The 22,037-nt window shown below is 72.6% G+C and carries 20 protein-coding genes; 10 read left to right on the forward strand and 10 right to left on the reverse strand.

All coding sequences use genetic code 11. From position 1 onward, the window contains the following. On the reverse strand, positions 1-291 hold the full coding sequence (locus B0I32_RS10270; RefSeq protein WP_106237156.1) for a hypothetical protein: 291 nt from the start codon (positions 289-291) through the stop codon (positions 1-3). 229 nt (positions 292-520) lie between these two features. Between B0I32_RS10270 and B0I32_RS10275 the strand changes: the two genes are divergently transcribed. The 3 genes from B0I32_RS10275 (at position 521) to B0I32_RS10285 (ending at position 2,950) form a co-directional block, all read left to right on the forward strand. Continuing rightward, on the forward strand, positions 521-1,225 hold the full coding sequence (locus tag B0I32_RS10275; RefSeq protein ID WP_146178118.1) for a hypothetical protein: 705 nt from the start codon (positions 521-523) through the stop codon (positions 1,223-1,225). Between the two features lie 77 nt (positions 1,226-1,302). Next, a complete protein-coding gene (locus B0I32_RS10280) occupies positions 1,303-1,962 on the forward strand; it encodes a copper resistance CopC family protein (protein ID WP_106237161.1) in 660 nt (219 codons plus the stop codon). Continuing rightward, positions 1,952-2,950 (forward strand): hypothetical protein, encoded by a 999-nt coding sequence (locus tag B0I32_RS10285; RefSeq protein ID WP_106237163.1) that lies wholly within the window; start codon positions 1,952-1,954, stop codon positions 2,948-2,950. The genes B0I32_RS10280 and B0I32_RS10285 overlap by 11 nt, the downstream gene beginning before the upstream one ends. 24 nt (positions 2,951-2,974) lie before the next feature. On the opposite strand, the gene B0I32_RS10290 is transcribed toward B0I32_RS10285, so the two are convergent. Next, positions 2,975-3,961 carry an aldo/keto reductase gene (locus tag B0I32_RS10290; protein WP_106237166.1) on the reverse strand — a complete coding sequence of 329 codons (987 nt, stop codon included), beginning with the start codon at positions 3,959-3,961 and terminating at the stop codon, positions 2,975-2,977. Between the two features lie 160 nt (positions 3,962-4,121). Here B0I32_RS10290 and B0I32_RS10295 point away from each other — a divergent pair, with 160 nt between their 5' ends. Further along, positions 4,122-5,045 carry a helix-turn-helix domain-containing protein gene (locus B0I32_RS10295; RefSeq protein ID WP_106237168.1) on the forward strand — a complete coding sequence of 308 codons (924 nt, stop codon included), beginning with the start codon at positions 4,122-4,124 and terminating at the stop codon, positions 5,043-5,045. Here B0I32_RS10295 and B0I32_RS59730 read toward each other — a convergent pair. The 4 genes from B0I32_RS59730 to B0I32_RS10315 are packed head-to-tail and all read right to left on the reverse strand — an operon-like array spanning position 4,936 to position 9,167. After that, entirely contained in the window at positions 4,936-6,840 is a 1,905-nt protein-coding gene (locus B0I32_RS59730; protein WP_106237170.1) for a hypothetical protein, read from the reverse strand. The two genes, B0I32_RS10295 and B0I32_RS59730, sit on opposite strands and share 110 nt — an antisense overlap. Positions 6,841-6,862: 22 nt before the next feature. After that, positions 6,863-7,480: a pentapeptide repeat-containing protein gene (locus B0I32_RS10305; protein WP_106237172.1), complete on the reverse strand. Its 618-nt coding sequence runs from the start codon at positions 7,478-7,480 to the stop codon at positions 6,863-6,865. Positions 7,481-7,512: 32 nt separating this feature from the next. Then, positions 7,513-8,676: a cation:proton antiporter gene (locus B0I32_RS10310; RefSeq protein ID WP_106237174.1), complete on the reverse strand. Its 1,164-nt coding sequence runs from the start codon at positions 8,674-8,676 to the stop codon at positions 7,513-7,515. 8 nt (positions 8,677-8,684) lie between these two features. After that, positions 8,685-9,167, reverse strand: a complete 483-nt coding sequence (locus B0I32_RS10315) for a cation:proton antiporter regulatory subunit (protein WP_106237176.1) — start codon at positions 9,165-9,167, stop codon at positions 8,685-8,687. Positions 9,168-9,342: 175 nt separating this feature from the next. Here B0I32_RS10315 and B0I32_RS10320 point away from each other — a divergent pair, with 175 nt between their 5' ends. The 3 genes from B0I32_RS10320 (at position 9,343) to B0I32_RS10330 (ending at position 11,651) form a co-directional block, all read left to right on the forward strand. Then, positions 9,343-9,987, forward strand: a complete 645-nt coding sequence (locus tag B0I32_RS10320; RefSeq protein ID WP_106237178.1) for a response regulator transcription factor — start codon at positions 9,343-9,345, stop codon at positions 9,985-9,987. A gap of 94 nt (positions 9,988-10,081) precedes the next feature. Further along, positions 10,082-10,534 (forward strand): ATP-binding protein, encoded by a 453-nt coding sequence (locus B0I32_RS10325; protein ID WP_181307240.1) that lies wholly within the window; start codon positions 10,082-10,084, stop codon positions 10,532-10,534. Positions 10,535-10,604: 70 nt separating this feature from the next. Further along, the gene (locus tag B0I32_RS10330) at positions 10,605-11,651 is read left to right on the forward strand and encodes a PAS domain-containing sensor histidine kinase (RefSeq protein WP_245955730.1); all 1,047 of its coding nucleotides are present in this window, start codon (positions 10,605-10,607) and stop codon (positions 11,649-11,651) included. 13 nt (positions 11,652-11,664) lie between these two features. Here the strand turns inward: B0I32_RS10330 and B0I32_RS10335 are convergent, their stop codons facing one another. Both B0I32_RS10335 and B0I32_RS10340 read right to left on the reverse strand, forming a co-directional pair. Then, entirely contained in the window at positions 11,665-12,846 is a 1,182-nt protein-coding gene (locus B0I32_RS10335) for an acetate/propionate family kinase (protein WP_181307242.1), read from the reverse strand. Then, positions 12,822-15,140, reverse strand: coding sequence for a phosphoketolase family protein (locus tag B0I32_RS10340; RefSeq protein ID WP_106237186.1), 2,319 nt, complete (start codon positions 15,138-15,140; stop codon positions 12,822-12,824). The genes B0I32_RS10335 and B0I32_RS10340 overlap by 25 nt, the downstream gene beginning before the upstream one ends. Before the next feature lie 62 nt (positions 15,141-15,202). Here B0I32_RS10340 and B0I32_RS10345 point away from each other — a divergent pair, with 62 nt between their 5' ends. Next, positions 15,203-16,909 (forward strand): IlvD/Edd family dehydratase, encoded by a 1,707-nt coding sequence (locus B0I32_RS10345; protein WP_106237188.1) that lies wholly within the window; start codon positions 15,203-15,205, stop codon positions 16,907-16,909. On the opposite strand, the gene B0I32_RS10350 is transcribed toward B0I32_RS10345, so the two are convergent. Together B0I32_RS10350 and B0I32_RS10355 are read right to left on the reverse strand one after the other, a co-directional pair. Further along, positions 16,874-17,746: a helix-turn-helix transcriptional regulator gene (locus tag B0I32_RS10350; protein ID WP_245955731.1), complete on the reverse strand. Its 873-nt coding sequence runs from the start codon at positions 17,744-17,746 to the stop codon at positions 16,874-16,876. The two genes, B0I32_RS10345 and B0I32_RS10350, sit on opposite strands and share 36 nt — an antisense overlap. Positions 17,747-17,751: 5 nt before the next feature. Then, the gene (locus tag B0I32_RS10355) at positions 17,752-18,597 is read right to left on the reverse strand and encodes an SDR family oxidoreductase (RefSeq protein ID WP_106237193.1); all 846 of its coding nucleotides are present in this window, start codon (positions 18,595-18,597) and stop codon (positions 17,752-17,754) included. A gap of 212 nt (positions 18,598-18,809) precedes the next feature. Here B0I32_RS10355 and pgi point away from each other — a divergent pair, with 212 nt between their 5' ends. Then, on the forward strand, positions 18,810-20,441 hold the full coding sequence (gene pgi, locus B0I32_RS10360; protein ID WP_106237196.1) for a glucose-6-phosphate isomerase: 1,632 nt from the start codon (positions 18,810-18,812) through the stop codon (positions 20,439-20,441). A gap of 1 nt (position 20,442) precedes the next feature. Next, on the forward strand, positions 20,443-21,822 hold the full coding sequence (gene zwf / locus B0I32_RS10365; protein WP_106237199.1) for a glucose-6-phosphate dehydrogenase: 1,380 nt from the start codon (positions 20,443-20,445) through the stop codon (positions 21,820-21,822). The last annotated feature ends 215 nt before the right edge of the window (positions 21,823-22,037 follow it).

Raw genomic sequence — 22,037 nt, forward strand, 5'->3', positions numbered from 1 at the left:
TCAGGACGTGACGATCAGCTCCATGCCGTTGGCGTCCTGGCGGACCTGATGGCCGGCGTCGGTCAGCACGGTCCGCAGCGCCAGTTGCACCGCCGCTCGGATCGTGGCGTACTTGACCAGCTGCTCCGCCGAGGCGCCCCAGGCGATGACCACTCCGCGCGCCGGATCGTGCCAGATGCCGAGTCCGCCGTCGGCGGACATCAGGGACGGCTCGACGGTGAAGCCGGCCGCGGAAAGCTCCTGGCGGACCACGCGCTCCAGGTCCTCACCGGCGCTCGTGACGATGTCCATCAGAACCGACTGCCCGCACGCGGGCGTTTCGAACCTCCCGGGCCTCGACGAACTCTGTGGAAAGATGTCGGCTGTGCCCACTCCGTCCCTCTCCGGGCCCTTCGCCCGCGCCGCCTCCCATGGCGCGCCTTCGGGCAGGAGGGCTTCTGGCAGGACGGCTTACGGCAGGTCGGCTTACGGCAGGTCGGCTTACGGCAAGGCGGCTTACGGCAAGGCGGCCTTCGCGGGCGTGCGTTTTTTTCCGGGCGCTGCTGAGAGCACTGCCGGGGGAACGGGGCTCCGGCTGGCGCGGGCCGTGGTGTTCGCGACCGTGTGCGGGGCGGTGTCGGCCGGTGGGCACGCGCTGGCCGGCGGGGGCGTGGTGCCGTTCGGGGCCTACCTGGCCGGAACGCTCGCCGCCTTCGCGCTGGCGTACCTGATCGACGGGCGCGAGCGGGGCCTGCCCGTCGTGCTGGCCGCCACCACCGGCACCCAGACGCTGCTGCACCTGCTCTTCGAACGGCTCGCGCCCGCCCAGGCGCACCTGCCCGAGCAGTATCCGGGCCACCTCCTGAGCGGCCACCTGCTGAACGGCCGCCTCCTGGACGGGCTTTCCCCGAGCGGGCTGGACGGGCACCTCCTTCACGGGCCCGCCCCGAGCGGGCATCCCTCCTTCGGCATGGCGCTGGCCCACCTCACGGTCGCGGCGCTGACGGCGTGGTGGCTGCATCGCGGCGAGCGCGCGCTGTGGACCATGATCCGCCTGTGCGGCACGGAGTGCCCGCTCGTCGGCCCGCTCGTGCGCTCGCTCGTACGCCTGCTCATCCCTGCCCCGGCACCGGCCGGCGCGGGAACGGCGGGCAGGTCGATGACGTACGGCGTCGCCGCCTGCTCAGGCCGGGCCGTACCGGGAACGATCAGCAGGCGAGGGCCGCCGGCGACGGCGCGTCGTTGACGCACCTCCCCGCCCTTGCCCGTGCCCGGACGCCGGCGCCGTGGGCGCGGTCGTCCGGATGATCTCTGGAGACCAGCATGACAATCCCGCCGCGACACATCCGCAAGGCCGCGCTGGCGGCGCTCGCCTGCGCACTTTTCCTGATATTTCCTGCCTCACCCGCTTTTGCCCACGACACGCTCAAGAGCAGCTCACCCGCGAAGAACGCCCAGATCTCCTCGCCCAAGGAGATCGAACTCGAATTCAGCGCCGGCGTGAAGTTCCCGTTCGTCGTGCTCCACGACGCGGCGGGCAAGGAGATCGCTCTGGGCGAGCCCCGGCTCGACGGCCCCCTAGTCCGCACCGACGTGCCGCAGGCCCTCCCGCCGGGCTCGTACGTGCTCGCCTGGCGCGTCGTCTCCTCGGACGGACATCCCATCGAGGGTGAGATCCCCTTCGGCGTGCGAGGATCTTCTTCGACGGCTTCGCCCTCGGGCGAGCAGACCGCACCGGCGGACGGCCAGTCCGCCGGCCCAGCCACCGACGCCGCCACCGACGCCGCCACCAGCGCCGCCGCGACGTCCGCCGCGCCCGCCGGCCCGGACGCGTCGGCGGCGGCCGGGCAGCGGCCCGCGTCCTCGGCCGGCGTTCCCGGCTGGATCTGGGGCGGGCTGGCCGTGCTGGTGGTGCTGGGTGCGTTCGTCCTGCTGCGGACCTCGCGCCGGGCCCGCGACCGGGAGGAAGTGGATGCGGGCTGAGCAGGCCAGGCGGATCGCGCGGCAGTGGGTGCGCGAGGAGGGCAGCGCGCTGCCCGGCTTCGCGGGGGCGTTCCTGACCGGGTCGGTGCTCTGGGCCGACCCGGCCGCCGAGCTGGCCCCGAGCTCCGACGTGGACGTCATGGTGGTCGCGCACCCCGGCACTCCGATCGGTCACATCGGGAAATTCCCCTATCAAGGGGTGCTGCTGGAGGTCTCCTCCATGACCGGGCTCGGCTCCACGCACGAGGTGCTGAGCGACTACCACCTGGCCGGCAGCTTCCACCTCCCGTGCGTGCTGGCCGACCCCACGGGGCGGCTGGGCGAGCTCCAGCGGGTGGTGGCCCGCGATTTCGCCGAACGCCCCTGGGTGCTGGCCCGCTGCACCCACGCCATGGACCGGGTCCGCGGCTTCATCAACGGCGTGGACGAGTCCGCGCCGCCGGTGGAGCAGATCACCTCGTGGCTGTTCGGCACGGGGGTGACCGCGCACGTGCTGCTGGTGGCCGGGCTGCGCAACCCCACCGTCCGCCGCCGGTACGCGGCCGTGCGCGACCTGCTCGCCGACCACGGGCGGCTGGAGTACCACGAGGGCCTGCTCGACCTGCTCGGCTGCGCGCGGCTCGGCGCGGCCGAGGTCGGGCGGCACCTGGACGCGCTGGAGCGGGTGTTCGACGCGGCCGCCTCGGTGCGGGCGCCCGCGTACCGGTTCGACTCCGACATCAGCCCCGTGGCCAGGCCGGCCGCCATCGACGGCAGCCGGGAGCTCATCGACCAGGGGCTGCACCGGGAGGCGGTCTTCTGGATGGCGGCCACGTACGCGCGCTGCCTGACCAAGCGGGCGCTGGCCGGCGAGAGCGGTTATGAGGACGGCTTCGCCGAACTGCTGTCCGACCTGGGCGTCGAGACGCTCGCCGACCGGCGCCGGCGCGGCGACCGGGTGCTCGCGGCGCTCCCCGGCCTCTGGCAGACCGCCACCGCCCTGTGCTGACGCCCGTCCCCGGGGTGGCGGGCGTCAGCGGCCGACGAGGCGGGGGAGGGCGTCGCCGTAGAGGTCCTGGCTGGCGTCCGTCTGGGCGATGAAGTCGCCGGGAAAGCCCAGCTCGAACTCCGCCGCCGCCTCCAGCCGCCGCACCGCCTCCTCGGGCAGCCGTACGTCCGAGGCCCCCAGGTTGTCCGTGAGCTGCTCTTCGGTGCTCGCCCCGATGATCGGATGCACGCCACGCGCCACCGCCCAGGCGAGCGCCACCTGCGAAGGCGTCACCCCCAGCTCGCCGGCCACCTCCGTCACGACCCGCACCGCGGCCCGGTCCCGCTCGCTGATCGACTCCGGTGACACCCGCGAGGCCGCCGCCCCCGGCCGCGCGTACCGTCCGGACAGCACGCCCCGCGCGAGCACGCCCCACGCCGCCACGCTCATCCCGTACGCCCGCGCCATCGGCAGCAGCTCGCGCTCCACGTCCCGCCACAGCAGGCTGTAGGGCACCTGCAGCCCGGCGAACGGCGTCCACCCGCGCCACTCCGCCAGCGTGTTGGCCCGGCTGACCACCCACGCGGGCGCGTCGGAGATGCCCGCGTAGAGCACCTTGCCCGAGCGGACCACGTCGTCCAGCGCCCGCATCGTCTCCTCCACGGGCGTGTGCCGGTCCCACACGTGCACCCAGAACAGGTCGATGTAGTCGGTGCGCAGCCGGCGCAGGCTCTGCTCCAGCGACAGCACCAGGTTCTTGCGGTGGTTTCCGGCCGCGTTCAGGTCGGTGCGGTCGCGGGTGGGGGTGTACTTCGTCGCCAGGACGAAACGGTCGCGGCGGCCCTGGAGCAGCTCGCCGACGACGTTCTCGCTCTCGCCGTACATGGAGGCGGTGTCGACCACGTTGCCCCCGGCGTCGGCGTACCGATCGAAGATCCGCCGCACCTCGGGCGAGGCCTCCCGGTAGGTCATCGCGCCGAGGAACAGCTCGGACACCCGCAATCCGGTACGCCCCAGCAGCCGGTAACGCATCAGACCCTCCCCGCGAACGAGCCCGAGCCGGTCATGATCACTGTCGTCTTCGTCATGGACACCCACCCTGCCGTGCCGACGTACGCGCGAGGAAGGCCGGGCCCAGACTGGCCCCCGGAGGGCCACGATAAGCGAGCGGCCGGCCCCTAGACTCGACCCCGTGAGCGACAACGAGCTGGGGGCCTACCTGCGCGCACGAAGGGAGGCGACCCGGCCCGCCGACGTCGGCCTGCCCGGCGGCGGCCGGCGGCGCACGCCCGGCCTGCGCAGGTCGGAGCTCGCCACCGTGGCCGGGGTGAGCGTCGAATACCTGACCAGGCTGGAGCAGGGCCGCGACCGCAACCCGTCGGTGGGGGTGCTCGTCTCGCTCGCCGACGCCCTGCGCCTGACCCCGCAGGAGCGCATCCACCTGCGCCACCTGGTCAAGGTGACCAGCGGCGGCATGGCGCTGTGCCCGTCCGGAGGCCAGGCGCCCCCTCACACCGTGCGTCCCACCGTGCGGGCGCTGCTCGACCGGCTCGAACCCGCCCCCGCGGTGCTGCTCAACCGGCTGGGCGACGTGCTCGCCCACACCACCGGTTTCGAGCGGCTGCACGGTCCCGCCGGCCTGCTGGAGCATGACCTGCCCAATCTGACCCGCTTCGTCTTCTCCGACGCGCGGGCCAGGACCGCCTACCCCGACTGGGACCGGGTCGCCGACGAGTACGCCGCCACGCTCAAGTACGAGGCCGGCGCCGACGACCCCTGGGGGGCCGAGCTGGTCGACGAGCTGTCCTTCGCGGCGGGGGAGGCCTTCACCGGGCGCCTCGCCGCGGCGTCCGGGCCACCGGTGCAGGACGACGTGCAGCGCTTCGCGCATCCGGAGGTGGGCGAGCTGCGGCTGGCCAGGGAGCGGCTCGACCTGAGCGGGTCGGAGCAGCGGCTCGTGGTCTACCTGCCCGCCGACGCCGCCACCGCCGCCGCGCTCGACCGGCTCACGGCCGGCGCAGCGAGCGGGTCAGGCCGGCGGCGATCGTCGTGGCCAGCACCCAGCCCGCCGCGATCAGCCCGTACGCCAGCCACTGCGTCCCCCCGCCGGGGTTGAACGCCTTGTCCTGGCCGAAGTCGATGATCGGCAGCAGCAGGTCGAGCGAGTAGACCAGCGCGTTGAACTCCGGCGCCTCACCCGCCTTCAGCGGCGGCGGCTCGTTCTGCGCGAACACCAGCGTGCCCAGGGCCAGCAGCGCGAGCAGCCAGCCGGCCGCGCGCAGGGGGCGGAAGCCGTAGCCGACGGTGACGTCCTGGAGGTGCCCCCACAGGCGCGCGTACCAGGGTAACGACGAGCGGCGCTGCTGCTGGCCGGCCAGCAGCGTGTCACGGGCGTCGTTCTCGCTGCCCAGCCGCCGGTAGAGCGCGGCGAGCTGCTCGTAGGCGTTGGGCAGGTAGCCGTCGATGTCGCGGCCGAGCCAGCCGAGCCGTTCGGCGGCCGGCAGCATGGGTTCGAGCGCCTCGTACGACAGCCCGTCCATGCGCAGCTCGTCCGGCCACACGCCGGGGCTGTCGCGCAGCACCCCGATGCGCGCGTGCCGCAGCTCCACCGTCCCCTGGACCGGCTTGGCGGTGTGCAGTGACAGCTCCCGCGTCTCCATCCCGAGGCACTTGAGCGCCACGTCGCCGGGCGCCTCCAGCGTGGCGCCCTTGAGGCAGAGGCGGCTGCCGATCCTGGCGTTGGTCAGCCGGATGCGCCCGCGCGCCGAGAAGCCGTCGCAGAGGTTGAGCACCTTGCCGACCGTGAGGCCGTTGGCCGACAGCGCCGCGCCGCCGGGGTTGACCAGCGTGGCGCCCTCGAAGTGGACAGGACCGCTGACGGAGGCGTCGAGCAGGCTGATCTCGCCCTCGGCCGTCAGTCCTTCGCGGGCCACGAGGGCGCCGTCGACGACGAGGCCGTCGCCCGCCAGCACGAGGTCACCGGGATTGCGCAGACGCGCTCCGCTGACGTTGAACGAGCGGCCGATGGTGGCGGCCTCGACCCAGACGATGCCCTCGATCTCGGTCAGCGACAGGAACAGCCCGCCCTCGGCGTTGAGCCCGCCGGCGCGCACCGCGAGGCGGCCGGGATTGCGCAGGCGGGAGCCGCGCAGCGACAGTGGCCCGCCGACCCGGGCGAAGCGCAGGCTGAACTCCCCGTCCACCTCGACGTCCCGCGCGAACAGCGCCACCTGGGCGACCAGGTTGGACCCGCCGAACGCCAGCCCGCCCGGGGCCCGCAGGCGCGCGCCGTCCAGCTGGACCGCCCCGCCGATGCCGGCCGCGGTGAGCAGGATCTCGCCGTCGCAGGTGAAGCCGTCCTCGGCGCGCAGATTGGCGCCGAGATCGAGGTGCTCGGCGTTGAGCGCGATGCCGCCGGGATGGTCGAGGCGGGCGCCGTTCAGCGTGAGGGTGCCGTTGATCCGGGCGCCGGGCATGCGCAGCTCGCCGCGCACGTGGCAGCCGCCCAGCCGCAGGTTGCCCTCGACCTGGATGTTGGAGGCGGTCAGGCCGGGCATGTGGGAGCCGGCGAAGCTGAGGAAGCGGGTGCGGGCCTGGTAGAGGTCGGGGACCTCGTCGAACACGCAGTCGTGCAGGATGACCGGGAAGTCGATCTCGCCGAACGCCAGCTTGAGCTCGCCGGTGATGCGCGCCCCGATCAGGCGCAGGCCGGGTTTGTCGGCGGGCCCGGAGTAATCGGCCAGCAGCAGCCGTTCCAGCACCTCCGCGCGCACGTCGCGGTCGGCGCCCCAGGAGGCGGCGTCGGCGGGGGAGTCGCGGGCGGGGTCGCCCGAGCGCAGGTCGACCTTGGCGCCGCGGGCGACGGCGGCGGACACGGCCTGCTCGGCGGGGGTGAGTTCGGCGTTAGGCAAGAGGCGTCCCGGGGGGTGGGGGTCAGTCTCGTACGTCAAACCCTAGGGCCCCCGCGACCACGGTCGCCTGGAACGGGTCGATGATCGCGTCCTTCATCGTGACCTCGCGCGGGTCGAGCGTGCTCAGGTCGCTGCCGCGCAGATCGCACCTGGTGAGGTCGGCCTCGCGCAGCCACGCCCCGGACAGGTCGCAGCGCCGCAGCTCGGCGCCCTCCAGCCGGGCCGCCGACAGGTCGGCCTCACGCAGCCGGGTGCCGTGGAAGGCGCTGCCGCGCAGGTCGGCGCCGGCCAGGGCGACGTAGGACCAGTCGCCGCCGGACACCTTCAGCAGCCCGTACGTGCAGCCGTCGAACACGCAGCCGGTCAGCTTGCAGCCCGTGAACGTGGCGTCGAAGAACGAGCAGCGCGAGAACACGCAGTTGAGGAAGCGCGCGTCCTCGTGGACCGACACGTTGAAGCGCACGTTGCGGAACTGGCACTCCTCGAAGGAGGAGCCGTGGTCGGACAGCTCCGTCATGTCCACGTCCTGGAACAGCACCCGGCGATGGTTCTCACCGGAGATGTCGAGGCTGTCCCAGTCCGCGGACCTGATCGTCTTGTCCACCGGGGGTGCGGAAACGCCGAGCCTGCGGTCTGCCATGCGAACAAACTAGCGGACCGGCGCTCCCGCCGTCAGGCCGCCCGGTTGGCGATGGAGGTGATGAGCGGCTGCACCAGCTTGGCCGCCAGCGGGCCGAACGCCGCCAGGATGAGGACGTACGCCGCCGCCAGCGCTCCCAGGTCGGGATGCACGCCCGCGCCCACCGCCAGACCGGCGATGACGATGTTGAACTCACCGCGCGGGATGAGCGCGATGCCCGCCCGCGCCTGGCCGGCCTTGGCGATGCCCGCCTGTTTGGCCGCGTACATACCGGTCAGCAGCTTGGTGATCATGCTGATCAGGGCGAGCAGCGCGGCCAGGCCCGCGACCGGGAGGATCTTCGCCGGATCGGTCTGGAAGCCGAAGAAGACGAAGAACACGGCCGCGAACAGGTCGCGCAGCGGCGCCAGCAGCGCCTGCGCGTCCTCGGCCAGCTCACCGGAGAGCGCGATGCCGACCAGGAACGCGCCCACCGCCGCCGAGACCTGCAGCTGCTGGGCCAGACCGGCGACCAGCAGGGCAAGGCCGACGACCTTGAGCAGCAGCACCTCGGAGTTGGGGCTGGACACGAACGCCTCGATGAAGCGCCCGAAGCGCAGCGCCACGACGAGCACCACGCTCACGGTGAGCAGCGCGATGCCGACCGAGATGGCCCCGCTGAGCAGGCTCAGCCCGGCCAGCATGGTCGTCAGGACCGGCAGGTAGATCGCCATCGTGAGGTCTTCGAAGACCAGCAGCGAAAGGACCGTCGGCGTCTCCCGGTTACCGATCCACCCCAGGTCGGACAGCACCTTGGCGGTGATGCCCGACGAGGTGGCGTAGGTGACGCCGGCCATCGCCACGGCGGCGACCGGCCCCCAGCCGAGCAGCAGCGCGCAGACGGCGCCGGGCGCGGCGTTGAGCACCAGGTCCACGATGCCCGCCCGGGCGTTGCTCTTGAGGCTGGTGACCAGTTCGTCGGCGTTGTATTCCAGGCCCAGCGTGAGCAGCAGCAGCACCACGCCCAGCTCGGCCCCGACCGAGATGAACTCCTCGCTCGTGGCCAGCGGCAGCACGCCGCCGGTGCCGAACGCCAGGCCGGCGATCAGGTAGAGCGGGATGGGGGAGATGCCGCCGCGCAGCGCCAGGGCGCCCAGGACGCCAAGGCCGAGAAGTACGGCTCCGAACTCGAGAAAGATGATCGCGGTTTCGTGCACCCGCGGCCCTATCCTTCGGCCAGAATGCCGGCGACCTCGGCCGTGCTGTCCTCGCTGCCGACGACGACCACGACATCACCGACGCGGAACGTGAAGTCAGGGCCGGGGCTGGCGAAGACCTGCCCGCTCCTGACGACGGCCACGATCGAGGCGCTCGTCCGGGTTCGCACGCGCGCGTCACCCATGGGGCGGCCCGCGTAGGGGGAGCCGTCGGGAATGGGGAGCTGCACGCTGACCAGGCCCTCGACCTGCTGGTGCAGCTGGTTGAGCCGCTGCACGATGCGAGGGGCGCCCAGGAGCTCGGCCAGGGCGTCGGCCTCCTCGTCGTTGAGCTTGACCATCTGACAGACCGAATCCGGGTCATCCTTGTCGTAGATGACCAGATCCCGGCGTCCGGTGCGATGAGACACGACGCCCACCCGCTGTCCCTTGCGGGTAAGGAAGTCATGTTTCAAGCCGATTCCCGGGAGCGCTGTCTGTTCGACCTCCACCTATCCCACCCGTCCAAACTCGAACATTTCTGGACAACCTTACCAACGGCTTACCCTGGGCTGATCCATGCGTGATGACCATCCGGTCACGCTTTGCCTGCCCATGGGGGACAGGCCGGTGGACGGCGTCCGGGGAACCTGCGATCAGGCCGCCTGACGTGCGAGACTGCGTCTCATGCCGCCCGCTCCCTCGATCCGGCTGGTTCTCGTGGAGGACCACGCCATGGTCGCGGAGGCCATCGGGCAGGCGCTCGGCCGCGCCCCCGGCATCGAGGTGGTGGCCCAGGCCGGGACCATCGCCGGCGCCGTGGCCGAGACCGGCAGGTGTCGGCCCGACGTGATCGTGCTCGACCGCCGGCTGCCCGACGGCGACGGCATCGCGGCCATCGGGCGGCTGACCGCCGCCGCGCCTGGAGTGCGGGTGCTGGTGCTGACCGGAGAGGCGACCGCCGCGGTGGCGGCCGGAGTGGTCGCGGCCGGCGGCGCCGGGCTCGTGGTGAAGTCCTCGCGGCTGGGCGAGCTGGAGTCGGCGGTACGGGAGGTGGCGGGCGGCGGGGTGGTGTTCGCCCCCGGGCTGCTGCCGGGAGTGCTCGACCGGCTGACCGGGCGCGCCGGGCACCGGGGCTCCGCGCTGACCCCGCGCGAACGGGAGACGCTGCTGCTCCTGGCCGAGGGCGCCAGTACGGACGAGATCGGCGACCGTCTTGGCGTGGCCCGCAACACGGCGCGCAACCACGTGCAGCACGTGCTGGAGAAGCTCGGCGCCCGCTCGAAGCTGGAGGCGGTGGCGTTCGCGCGCCGAGACGGCCTGCTCGACTGACGCAGATGCACCAGAGCGCGTCCCTCAGACGTATGAGCCGCCGTGGGGCGCCTGCGTCTCGTGGCCGGCCGCCGGCCTCCCCGACAGTAGAGACGTGGCAAGTCAGGAGGCTGAGGCATATCAGGTGGACACCCGGCTGCCCGAGGAGATGGGCAGCATCACGGCGGCGCGCCGCCTGATCGCCGAGGTCCTGCGGGAGTGCGGCTACCAGGGGCGCCAGGAGGACGTCCTGCTGGTGGTGTCCGAGCTGGTGACGAACGCGCTGGTCCACGGCGAGGGACCCCCCGGCCTGCGGGTGCTGGGCAGCGGGTCGCGCCTGCGGATCGAGGTCCGCGACGCCGGCGCCGAGCTGCCCGAGCTCCGCGACCCCGGCCCGGCCCGCGGCTGGGGGCTGCACGTCGTCCGGCTGCTGTCCGCCGCGTGGGGCAGCGCGCCGATCGAGGGCGGCGGCAAGACGGTGTGGTGCGAGCTCACCGCCCACCAGGAACTGACGAGCCGGCCTCCGGCGCTCGACCCGCCCCATGGAGCGGCCCAGGACGGCGGCTGATCGCGTTTGGCGCTCCCGCCGGGCCGTGAAAGGCTGCGGTATGCCTGTGCGTGGCCCGTCACCGGATGATATGACGCTGCTCGTCCAGAGCGTTCGTGACCACGCCATCTTCATGCTCGACCCGCACGGCGTGATCAGCAGCTGGAACACCGGCGCGGAGCGCATCAAGGGGTACACCGCCGACGAGATCGTCGGCACCCACTTCTCCGTCCTCTACCCGCCCGAGGACGTCGCGGCCGGCAAGCCGGCCGAGGGCCTGCGCCGGGCCGCCGCCGACGGACGGTGGGAGGAGGAGGGGTGGAGGGTGCGGAAGGACGGCACCCGGTTCCGGGCCGCCGTGAGCATCACCGCCCTGCACGGGGACGGCGTCCTGCGCGGGTTCGGGAAGGTGATCCGCGAGCTGACCGAGCGGCACGGCCAGGCCAGGGCGCCCGGCGAGCGCGGCGCGCTGATGGCCCGCCTGGTCCAGGCCCAGGAGCGCGAACGCCGCCGCATCGCCTCCGGCGTGCACGACGACACCATTCAGTCCATGGTCGCGGTCGGCATGCGGCTGCGGTTGTGGGGCGCCGAGCTGCCCGACAAGCACGCCGCCGGGCTGCGCGCGATCGACGACGCCGTCGACGCCGCCGTCCACCGCCTGCGTGAGCTGACCTTCAGCCTGCGCCCGCCCGGCGGCCTGGTGGAGAGCCTGTCCGGCTACCTGGAACAGACGATGCGCGACACGGGCGTGACCTGCGAGCTGCGCCACGACCTCGACGGCGACCCGCCCGACGAGACCGTGGTCGCCGTCTACCGCATCTGCCAGGAGGCCCTGATGAACGTGCGCAAGCACGCCGGGGCCGGCCGGGTCGCCGTGGAGCTCACGTCGCGAGACCGGGGCGTGCACGTACGGGTGCGCGACGACGGCGTGGGCCTGACCCCCGGGGGCGCCGCGCTGAGCGGCCCTCCTGACGGCGAGATGGGGCATTTCGGGCTGGCCGAGATGCGTGAGCGCGCCGAGGCGGCGGGCGGCTGGTGGAGCATCGGCGGCAGGCCGGGCGAGGGCACCACGGTGGAATTCTGGGTGCCCGCCAGCCCGGCCCTCGCCGACGGCCGGGCGGCATCGCCGCGCGGCTGACCCGCCCGTGCCGTCAGGCGCCGCCGATCAGGGTGTGGGCCTGGCAGGCGATCTCCCACTCCTCGTCCGTCGGGACGACCAGCACCGCGACCTGCGCGTCCGGCGGCGAGATCGCGCGTTCCGCCCGCGAGCCCGCCGCGTTCAGCTCCTGGTCCACCGCGATGCCCAGACGGTCCAGCCCGGCCAGCGACTCGGCCCGGGTGGCGGCGTCGTGCTCGCCCACCCCGCCGGTGAACACGATCGCGTCCAGGCGGCCGAGCAGCGCGTAGTACGCGCCCACGTACTTGCGGATCCGCCGCGTGTAGACGGCGAGGGCGAGCCTGGCCTCGTCGTCGTCGCGGGCGCGTACCTCCCGCATGTCCCCGGTCCCGGCCAGCGCGAGCAGGCCGCCCGCGTGACCGAGCGCGTCCTCCACCTGACGGGCGTCCATCCCGTCCACGCGGGCGAGGTAGCCGCCGAGCGCGGGGTCCACGTCGCCCGAGCGGGTGCCCATGACGAGGCCCTCCAGCGGGGTCAGGCCCATGGAGGTGTCGACGCTGCGGCCTGCGGAGATCGCGGTGGCGCTGGCGCCGTTGCCGAGGTGCAGCACGATCAGGTCGAGCTCGGCCAGGTCACGGCCCAGCACGGCGGCGGCGCGGCGGGAGACGTAGGCGCACGAGGTGCCGTGGAAGCCGAAGCGGCGCACGCCGAGCCGCTCGCGCCAGTCGCGCGGCACCGCGTACGTGTACGCCTCCGGCGGCAGCGTGCGATGGAACGCCGTGTCGAACACCGCCACCTGCGCCACCCCGGGAAAGGCCGCCCGCGCCACGCGTACGCCGGCCAGGTTGACCGGATTGTGCAGCGGCGCGAGCGGCGCCAGCTCCTCGATGGCGGCGATCACGCCGTCGTCGATGACGACCGCCTCCGTGAAACGGTCGCCGCCGTGCACGATCCGGTGCCCGACCGCGACGGGGTCGAGCCGCGGCCCCTCCCGCGCGAACGCCTCCATGACCGCGGCCAGCCCCTCCTCGTGCGTGGCGAACCGGGCCGCCCGCTCGTACGGCGGCCCGCCGCCCGCGTGGTGCTCCAGCCGCCCGGACTCCTCGCCGATGCGCTCGACCAGGCCGCGGGCGGGGCGCTCGCCCGTGCCCATGTCCACGAGCTCGTACTTGATCGAGGAGGAGCCGGTGTTCAGGACGAGGATGCGCCCGGCCATGTCCACGACCTGATATCCGCCGGGTCCTCGCCGTGGTCCCGCGTGTACGCGCGGGCCCGCAGCCGCTCGTCGCTCATGTGCTGGCGCAGGTGCGCGGCCTTGGCGCCGAGGCCGGGAACCCGGTCGATGACGTCCATGACGAGGTGGAAGCGGTCGATGTCGTTGAGCATGCACATGTCGAACGGCGTCGTCGTGGTGCCCTCCTCCTTGTAGCCGCGCACGTGGATGTTGGCGTGGCCGTTGCGCCGATAGGTGAGCTGGTGGATGAGCGACGGGTAGCCGTGGAAGTTGAAGATGACCGGCCTGTCCCGGGTGAACAGCGTGTCGAACTCGGCGTCCGACATGCCGTGCGGGTGCTCCGTGGGCGGCTGCAGGCGCATGAGGTCCACCACGTTGACGAGGCGTACCCGCAGCTCGGGCAGGTGCTCGCGCAGGAGCGCGGCGGCGGCCAGCGTCTCCAGGGTGGGCACGTCGCCGGCGCAGGCCAGCACCACGTCCGGCTCCGTGCCCTGGTCGGTGGAGGCCCACGGCAGGATGCCCAGCCCGCGCGTGTTGTGCGCGATCGCCTCTTCCATCGTGAACAGGTCCAGCACCGGCTGCTTGCCGGCCACGATCACGTTGACGTAGTCGCGCGAGCGCAGGCAGTGGTCGCCGACCGAGAGCAGCGTGTTGGCGTCCGGCGGCAGGTAGACCCGCACCACCGACGCCTTCTTGTTCACCACCACGTCGAGGAAGCCGGGATCCTGGTGGCTGAAGCCGTTGTGGTCCTGCCGCCACACGTGCGACGACAGCAGGTACGTCAGCGACGCCACCGGCCGCCGCCACGGGATCTTCTGCGACGACTCCAGCCACTTGGCGTGCTGGTTGAACATCGCGTCGATGATGTGGATGAACGCCTCGTAACAGTTGAACAGCCCGTGCCGCCCGGTCAGCAGGTAACCCTCCAGCCAACCCTGGCACAGGTGCTCGCTCAGCACCTCCATGACCCTGCCGCCCGGCCCCAGGTTCTCATCCGTCGGCAGCGTCTCGGCGTCCCAGGCCCGGTCGGTGACCTCGAACACCTCCGACAGCCGGTTCGAGGCGGTCTCGTCCGGGCCCATCAGCCGGAACGTGTCCGGGTTCGCCGCGATCACGTCGCGCAGGAACCCGCCCAGCACCCGCGTGGGCTCGCTGGACTGCTCGGCCGGCGCCTTGACCTCGACCGCGAGCCGGCGGAAGTCCGGCAGCCGCAGCGGCTCCAGGAGTTCGCCGCCGTTGGTGTGCGGGTTGGCGCTCATCCTGCGCGGGCCGTCCGGGACCGTGCGCAGGATCTCCGCGACCGGCCGCCCGTCCGAGCCGAACAGCTCGTCCGGCCGGTACGAGCGCATCCACTCCTCCAGCTGGGCCAGGTGCGTCGCGTTCTCGCGGACCTTGGCCAGCGGCACCTGGTGCGCCCGCCAGGTGCCCTCCACCGGCTTGCCGTCCACCTCCTTGGGGCCGGTCCAGCCCTTGGGCGTGCGCAGGATGATCATCGGCAGCCGGTCGGCTTCGCCCGCCTTGTACGCGGCCATCTCCTCGAACGCCGTGTCGAGGGTGCCGGCCATCTCCTCGTGGTCGGGGCCGACCAGGTGGGGGCGGTAGCCGTACCCCTCCATGAGCTTGATCAGCTCGTCGGTGGGGATGCGGGCCAGGACGGTCGGGTTGGCGATCTTGTAGCCGTTCAGGTGCAGGATGGGCAGCACCATGCCGTCGCGGCGGCGGTCCACGAACTTGTTGGAGTGCCAGCTCGCGGCCAGCGGGCCGGTCTCGGCCTCGCCGTCGCCGATGACGCAGGCGACCACCAGGTCGGGGTTGTCGAAGGCGGCGCCGTACGCGTGCGCGAGCGCGTACCCCAGCTCGCCGCCCTCGTGGATGGATCCCGGCGTCTCCGGTGCCACGTGACTGGGGATGCCGCCGGGGAAGGAGAACTGGCGGAACAGCCGCCGCATGCCCTCCACGTCCTGCGACACGTCCGGATAGCGCTCGGAGTACGACCCCTCCAGCCACGCGTGCGCCACCGCCGCGGGCCCGCCGTGACCGGGGCCCGCGATGTAGATCATGTCCTGGTCCCGCTCGCGGATCACCCGGTTGAGGTGGGCGAAGCAGAAGTTCAGGCCGGGCGTCGTGCCCCAGTGGCCGAGCAGGCGCGGCTTGATGTGCTCCGGCCGCAGCGGCTCGGTGAGCAGCGGGTTGTCCAGCAGGTAGATCTGCCCGACGGACAGATAATTGGCCGCCCGCCAGTACGCGTCTATGTGGTCCATGTCTGTGTGGTCCATGCCCCTGCTGATTCCTCCACAGAGCGTGATGAATCCCCTGGGGCGCCGATAAGGTGCCGAGCATGGATCTGAGGAGTTCGCGCTGGTACTCGGGGAACGACCGTAACTCCTACATTCACCGGGCCTGGATGCGCCGCGGCCTGCCGCGCGAGGCGTTCGAGGGCGGCAAGCCGCACATCGCCATCGCCAACACCGCCTCCGACCTCACCCCCTGCAACTCCCACCTGAACGAGGTGGCCCGGAGCGTCATGAACGGCGTCTGGGAGGCCGGCGGCGTGCCGCTCAACCTGCCCGTCGTCTCCCTCGGCGAGACGAACGTACGCCCCACCGCCATGCTCTGGCGCAACCTGGCCGCCATGGCCACCGAGGAGATGCTGCGCGCCAACCCCGTCGACGGCGTCGTGCTGCTCGGCGGCTGCGACAAGACCATCCCGTCGCTGCTCATGGCCGCCGCCTCCGTGGACCTGCCCGCGCTCGTCGTACCCGGCGGCCCGATGCTCACCGGGCACTTCCGCGGCGCCCCGCTCGGCTGCGGCACCGACGTGTGGCGGCTCAGCGAGGAGGTCCGCGCGGGCACGCTCTCCCGCGAGGCGTTCCTGCGCTCCGAGTCCTCCATGATCCGCAGCCGCGGCCACTGCAACACCATGGGCACCGCCTCCACCATGGCCTGCATGGCCGAGGCGCTCGGCATGACCCTGCCCGGCACCGCCGGCACCCCCGCCCCCGACAGCCGCCTGCTGGAGCTCTCCCACGAGAGCGGCCGCCTGGCCGTCGAGCTGGTCGAACGCGGACGCCGCCCCAGCCAGATCATGACCAGGGGCTCCTTCCTCAACGCCATCGTCGCCCTGGCCGCCGTCGGCGGCTCGACCAACGCCGTCGTCCACCTGCTGGCCGTCGCCGGCCGCCTCGGCGTCCGGCTCGACCTCGACGACTTCGACCGCACCGGCTCCGGCGTGCCGCTGCTGGCGGACCTGCAGCCGGCCGGCCGCCACCTGATGGACGACCTGTTCCGCGCGGGCGGCCTGGCCGCCCTGCTCAAGGAGGTCGAGGACCTGCTCGACCCCGGCGCGATCACCGTCACAGGCCGGCCGCTCGTCGAGCACCTCGCCGGGGCCGAGATCTGGGACGAGGACGTCATCCGCCGCCGCTCGGACCCGCTGCTGCCCGACGCCGGCATCGCCGTCCTGCGCGGTAACCTCGCCCCGTCCGGCGCGGTGATCAAGCCCGCCGCCGCCTCGCCCGAGCTGCTGCGCCACCGCGGCAGGGCCGTCGTCTTCGACAGCGTGGAGGACGTCCACGCCCGGCTCGACTCGCCCGACCTGGACGTGGACGAGACCTCCGTGCTGATCCTGCGCGGCTGCGGGCCCAAGGGTTATCCCGGCATGCCCGAGGTGGGCAACCTGCCGCTGCCCGCGAAGCTGCTGGAGAAGGGGGTACGCGACATGGTGCGCGTCAGCGACGCCCGGATGAGCGGCACCGCGTACGGCACCGTCGTTCTGCACGCCGCCCCCGAGGCCGCCGCCGGCGGGCCGCTGGCCAGAGTGCGCACCGGCGACCCGATCGTGCTCGACGTGGCCGCCCGCCGCCTCGACGTGGACGTGCCCGACGCCGAGCTGGCCGCCAGGCAGCCGGTCATGACCGGTCACGCGCGGCCCGCACGCGGGTGGGAACGCCTCTACGTCGAGCACGTCACCCAGGCCGACCGCGGCGCCGACCTCGACTTCCTCATCGGCTCATCCGGCGACCACGTCGGGCGGGAGTCCCACTGACCCTTCCTCGGGGATCGAGGCGAGGGATCCGAGCAGCTTCAGCTTCTCCGCCGTTTCGCTCCCGGCGTCGGGGTAGTACAGGACGAGCAGGACGTCTCCCACGGGGAGCTTGTCGCGGTGCAGGCGCAGCTCCCCGAGCGCGGGATGGTCGACGGTGGCGGTCCCGCCGTCGAGCGTCCTGACGTCGTGGCGGGCCCACAGCCGCCGGAAGCGTCCGCTGGCCAGGGAGAGCTCGCCCACGAGCTCGACCACGCGGGCGTCGTCGGCGTCGTCGCCGGCGGTCTGGCGGAACGCGGCGACGATGCCCGCCGCCGACGCCTCCCAGTCCCGGTGGAACGCCTGTTCCTCCGGGTCGAGCAGGAGTGAGCGCAGCCGGTTCTCGCCCGGCCGCAACCGGGGTGAGAGCGCGGTGGCCAGGGCGTTGGCGGCCAGGACGTCGAACGTGCGGCTCTCCACGAAGGCGGGCACCCCCACCACCGCGAGGAGGTGGTGCAGCCGGGCCGGGACGCGCGGTGGCGGTCTGCGCCGTCCGGGGCGGCGGGGCGCGGCGGCCGTGCCGGCGAGGTCGTGCAGGTAGGCGCGTTCGACCTCGTCCAGCATGAGCACGCGGGCGAGCGCGTCGAGGACCTGCGGGGAGGGGCGGGTGTCGCGGCCCCGTTCCAGCCGCAGGTAGTAGTCGGCGCTGATCCCGGCGAGCATGGCGACCTCCTCCCTGCGCAGGCCGGGCACCCGGCGGGCCCCTCCTGCGGGGATCCCGGCCTGTTCGGGGGAGACGAGGCCGCGCCGGGCCCGCAGGTAGGCGCCCAGCCGGTTCGTCCCCGAGCCGTTCATGGGCATGGGCTTCAGCGCCTGCCCGGGACCTGTGTCCGGCCCGGGGCCTGTGTCCGGCCCTGGGCCTGGACGTGGAGCTGCTCCTGTGCGTGCGGCTGCGTCCGGGCCCGGCCGGGGAGGGTCGCCAGGGCCTGGGAGCGCTGGGCGACGAGCTCGTCGTAGGTGCCGTCGCGCTCGGCCCAGCGGTGCATGAGGACGCCCCGTACGAGGATCTCGTCCGGTGTCGGGTCCTGGGCGAGCAGGTCCATGACCTCCGTGGCGAAGTCGTCCAGCGCCAGGGCGCGCGGGTTGGCGCCGCCCATGCCGGTCGCGACCGCCGGCGGGACCAGCTCGGCGACCTCGACCCCGGTGCCGGCCAGCTGCGCCCGCAACGCCTCGCTGTAGGCGTGCACCGCCGCCTTCGACGCCGCGTACGTCGGCATCAAGGGGAAGGGCAGGAAGCCGATCCCCGAACTGACCGTGACGATCGTCCCCGCGCCACGCGCGACCAGGTGCGGGGTGAACGCGTCGATCACCCGCACGGTGCCCAGGAAGTTGACGTCCATGATCGTCTCGGTCTGCGCGAAGTGAGCCGGGTCACGCAGCTCCTCCGGCATCCCGGTGCCGGCCATCGTCACCACCGTGTCCAGGTCCGGACGCGCGCCGAGCACCTCGTCACGGGCGCGGGCGACCGAGCCGGCGTCGGTCACGTCGATCTCGGCCGTGGCGAAGCCCTCGCCGGCCAGCCGCGTGAGCACGTCGCCGCGGCGGCCGCCGACGACGACGGCGCTGCCCGCCTTGAGAAAACGGCGCGACAGTTCGAGCCCGATGCCCGAGGTGCCGCCGATCATGAAGACAGTACGTGAGGAGATGTCCATGTCTTCGAAGGTAAGACCGCGAGCGCACTGCTGAGGGGGCCCTGTCAGACCCCTGGACAGGGGCGCCCCTCATCCGCCCCCGCGATGATCTGCGAAGGAGATGCCTTTCCCAAGACTCGGCTCCGCCGTGCGCGGAATCAACCACGGCGGGTACACGGTTACGGGACGATGGGGCCAGGCATGATCGGCTTGGCGACGCGAGGAGGAAAAACGTGAACGGCGACATCACCCAGACCCCGGAGTGGGCGGCTCTGGGCAAGCACCAGGAAGAGCTGGCCGGCCGGCATCTGCGCGAGCTGTTCGCGCAGGACCCCGGCAGAGCCGAGCGCATGACGGTGACCGCCGGCGACCTCTACCTCGACTACTCCAAGCACCGCGCCACCCAGGAGACCCTCGGCCTGCTCACGGCCCTGGCCGAGCGGGCGGGTCTGCGGGAGCGGATCGCGGCCATGTTCGGCGGCGAGCACATCAACGTCAGCGAGGACCGCGCCGTCCTGCACGTCGCCCTGCGCCTGCCGCGCGAGGCCGAGCTCGTCGTGGGCGGTCAGGACGTCGTGGTCGACGTGCACGCCGTGCTCGACAAGATGAGCGGCTTCGCCGGCCGGGTCAGGTCCAAGGACTGGCGGGGCGCCACCGGCGAGCCGATCGAGACCGTCGTCAACATCGGCATCGGCGGCTCCGACCTCGGCCCCGCCATGGCCTACGAAGCGCTGCGCGACTACGCCGACGCCGGCATCACCGCCCGCTTCGTCTCCAACATCGACCCGGCCGACATCACCGGCAACCTGGCCGGCCTCGACCCCGCGACCACGCTGTTCGTGATCAGCTCCAAGACCTTCACCACGCTCGAGACGCTCACCAACGCCAGGGTCGCGCGCCGCTGGCTGGTCGACGCGCTGGGTGAGGACGCGGTCTCCCGCCACTTCGTGGCCGTCTCCACCAACGCCGCCAAGGTCGCCGAGTTCGGCATCGACACCGCCAACATGTTCGGCTTCTGGGACTGGGTGGGCGGCCGCTACTCCTACGACGGCGCCATCGGCCTGTCCCTGATGATCGCCGTCGGGCCCGAGCGCTTCCGCGAGATGCTGGCCGGCTTCCACACGATCGACGAGCACTTCCGCACGGCCCCGTTCGAGGCCAACATGCCGGTGCTGATGGCCCTGCTCGGCGTCTGGTACAACGACTTCTTCGGCGCCGAGACCCGCGCCGTGCTGCCCTACAGCCAGCGGCTGCACCGCTTCCCCGCCTACCTGCAGCAGCTCACGATGGAGTCCAACGGCAAGTCCGTGCGCGCCGACGGTGCCGCCGTCACCACCGGCACCGGCGAGATCTTCTGGGGCGAGCCGGGCACCAACGGCCAGCACGCCTTCTACCAGCTCCTGCACCAGGGCACCCGGCTGGTCCCGGCCGACTTCATCGGCTTCGCCGAGCCTCATGAAGACCGCGAGGGCATGCACGACCAGCTCACCGCCAACCTGCTGGCCCAGACCACGGCGCTGGCGTTCGGCAAGACCGCCGAGGAGATCGCGGCCGAGGGCACCCCGCCGGAGATCGTGCCGCACAAGGTGATGCCGGGCAACCGTCCCACCTCCACCATCCTGGCCACCAAGCTCACCCCCGCCACGCTGGGCCAGCTCGTCGCCCTCTACGAGCACACCGTGTTCGTCGAAGGCACCATCTGGGGCGTCGACTCCTTCGACCAGTGGGGCGTCGAGCTGGGCAAGAAGATGGCGCTCGACCTCGCGCCCGCGCTGACCTCCGACGAGCCGCCCGCCACCTTCCCCGACCCCTCCACCGAGCAACTCGTCCGCCGATACCGGCGGCTGCGCGGAAGGCGGGTCTGACATGCGGCCCGACGAGACGCGGGCCGGCGCGCTGGTGCTGTTCGGCATCACCGGCGACCTCGCACGCAAGATGTTGCTGCCCGCCCTCTACCACCTGACCGCCGACGGCCGGTTCGACCTGCCGATCATCGGCGTGGCCAAGACCGACATGGGCCTCGACGGGCTGCGCGAGTTCGCCCGCACCGCCTGTGGCGGCGTCAGCGACGCGGCCTTCGACAAGCTGGCCGGCAACCTGAGCCTGATCACCGGCGACTACCGCGACCCGGCCACGTTCGCCCGGCTGCGCGAGGAGACCGAGGGCAAGGGCTTCCTCGTCCACTACCTCGCCGTCCCCCCGGCGCTGTTCTCCGCGGTGGCCGAGGGGCTGGCGGGCGAGGGCCTCAACCGCGACGCGCGGCTCGTGGTGGAGAAGCCGTTCGGCCACGACCTCGCCTCGGCCCGCGAGCTCAACGGCGAGCTGCTCAAGTTCTTCGACGAGGACCACCTGCGCCGGGTCGACCACTTTCTCGGCAAGGAGCCGGTCGAGGACCTCATGGTGTTCAGGTTCGCCAACACGCTGCTCGAACCCATCTGGAACCGGTCCCACATCCGCAGCGTGCAGATCACCATGGCCGAAGACTTCGACGTCCGCGACCGGGGCGGCTTCTACGACGCCAACGGCACCGTCCGCGACGTCGTGCAGAACCACCTGCTGCAACTGCTCGCCATCCTCGCCATGGACCCGCCGCCCTCCACCGACGCCCGGGCCCAGCTCGACGAGAAGTGGCGGGTGCTGCGCGCCGTCCAGGCCATCGACCCGGCCGACGTGGTGCGCGGCCAGTACGACGGCTACCTCGGCACCGACGGCGTGCGCCCCGACTCCACCACCGAGACCTACGTCGCCCTGCGCGCCTACATCGACAACTGGCGCTGGGCCGGCGTGCCCTGGTGCATCCGCTCCGGCAAGGGCCTGCCCGTCACCGACCTGGAGGTGGTGGCGGAGCTGCGCAGACCCCCGGTGACGATGTTCGGCAACGGCGACGCGCCCGACGCGCCCAACCTCATCCGGTTCCGGCTCCAGCCCGACGCCGGTGTGACCTTCGACCTGCTCGCCAAGGAGCCCGGCAAACAACACACCCGCCCGGTTCCGGTCAGTGTCGACTTCACCAAGGTGCTCGGGCCGATGCAGGCCGCCTACGAACGCGTCCTGTCCGACGCCGTCAGCGGCGACCCGCGCAGATTCGCCCGGTTCGACCTGGTGGAGGAGTCGTGGCGGATCATCCAGCCGGTGCTCGACCTGACGGATCGGCCACTGCCGTACGAGAAGGGCACCTGGGGCCCCGCACCGGCGGCCGAGATCCCGCCGGGCGGCTGGCACGAGATCTCCACCACCTTCGACTGACCACCCATCGTCGGCTGGCTCCGAACCCGGCTCGGGTTTGCGGGCGGTGATCCGGTTGGGGTCTACGGGGGTGACTCGGCTCGGGTCCACGGGGATGACCCGGCTCGGGTCCCCGGGCGGTGACTCGGCTCGGGTCTACGGGCCGTGACCTGGTTGGGGTCCCCGGGCGGTGACTCGGCTTGGGTTCACGGGCCGTGACCTGGTTGGGGTCCCCG

Origin of the sequence: Nonomuraea fuscirosea (assembly GCF_003001935.1) — a bacterium.
Taxonomy (GTDB): Bacteria; Actinomycetota; Actinomycetes; order Streptosporangiales; family Streptosporangiaceae; genus Nonomuraea; species Nonomuraea fuscirosea.

Bases quoted from the DNA above. Each gene is read 5' to 3' on its own strand.
- B0I32_RS10270 (WP_106237156.1), bottom strand. From the start codon at position 291: ATGGACATCGTCACGAGCGCCGGTGAGGACCTGGAGCGCGTGGTCCGC.
- B0I32_RS10280 (WP_106237161.1), top strand. From the start codon at position 1,303: ATGACAATCCCGCCGCGACACATCCGCAAGGCCGCGCTGGCGGCGCTC.
- B0I32_RS10285 (WP_106237163.1), top strand. From the start codon at position 1,952: ATGCGGGCTGAGCAGGCCAGGCGGATCGCGCGGCAGTGGGTGCGCGAG.
- B0I32_RS10290 (WP_106237166.1), bottom strand. From the start codon at position 3,961: ATGCGTTACCGGCTGCTGGGGCGTACCGGATTGCGGGTGTCCGAGCTG.
- B0I32_RS10305 (WP_106237172.1), bottom strand. From the start codon at position 7,480: ATGGCAGACCGCAGGCTCGGCGTTTCCGCACCCCCGGTGGACAAGACG.
- B0I32_RS10320 (WP_106237178.1), top strand. From the start codon at position 9,343: ATGCCGCCCGCTCCCTCGATCCGGCTGGTTCTCGTGGAGGACCACGCC.
- B0I32_RS10330 (WP_245955730.1), top strand. From the start codon at position 10,605: ATGACGCTGCTCGTCCAGAGCGTTCGTGACCACGCCATCTTCATGCTC.
- B0I32_RS10335 (WP_181307242.1), bottom strand. From the start codon at position 12,846: ATGGCCGGGCGCATCCTCGTCCTGAACACCGGCTCCTCCTCGATCAAG.
- B0I32_RS10340 (WP_106237186.1), bottom strand. From the start codon at position 15,140: ATGGACCACACAGACATGGACCACATAGACGCGTACTGGCGGGCGGCC.
- B0I32_RS10345 (WP_106237188.1), top strand. From the start codon at position 15,203: ATGGATCTGAGGAGTTCGCGCTGGTACTCGGGGAACGACCGTAACTCC.
- B0I32_RS10350 (WP_245955731.1), bottom strand. From the start codon at position 17,746: ATGCCCATGAACGGCTCGGGGACGAACCGGCTGGGCGCCTACCTGCGG.
- B0I32_RS10355 (WP_106237193.1), bottom strand. From the start codon at position 18,597: ATGGACATCTCCTCACGTACTGTCTTCATGATCGGCGGCACCTCGGGC.
- zwf (WP_106237199.1), top strand. From the start codon at position 20,443: ATGCGGCCCGACGAGACGCGGGCCGGCGCGCTGGTGCTGTTCGGCATC.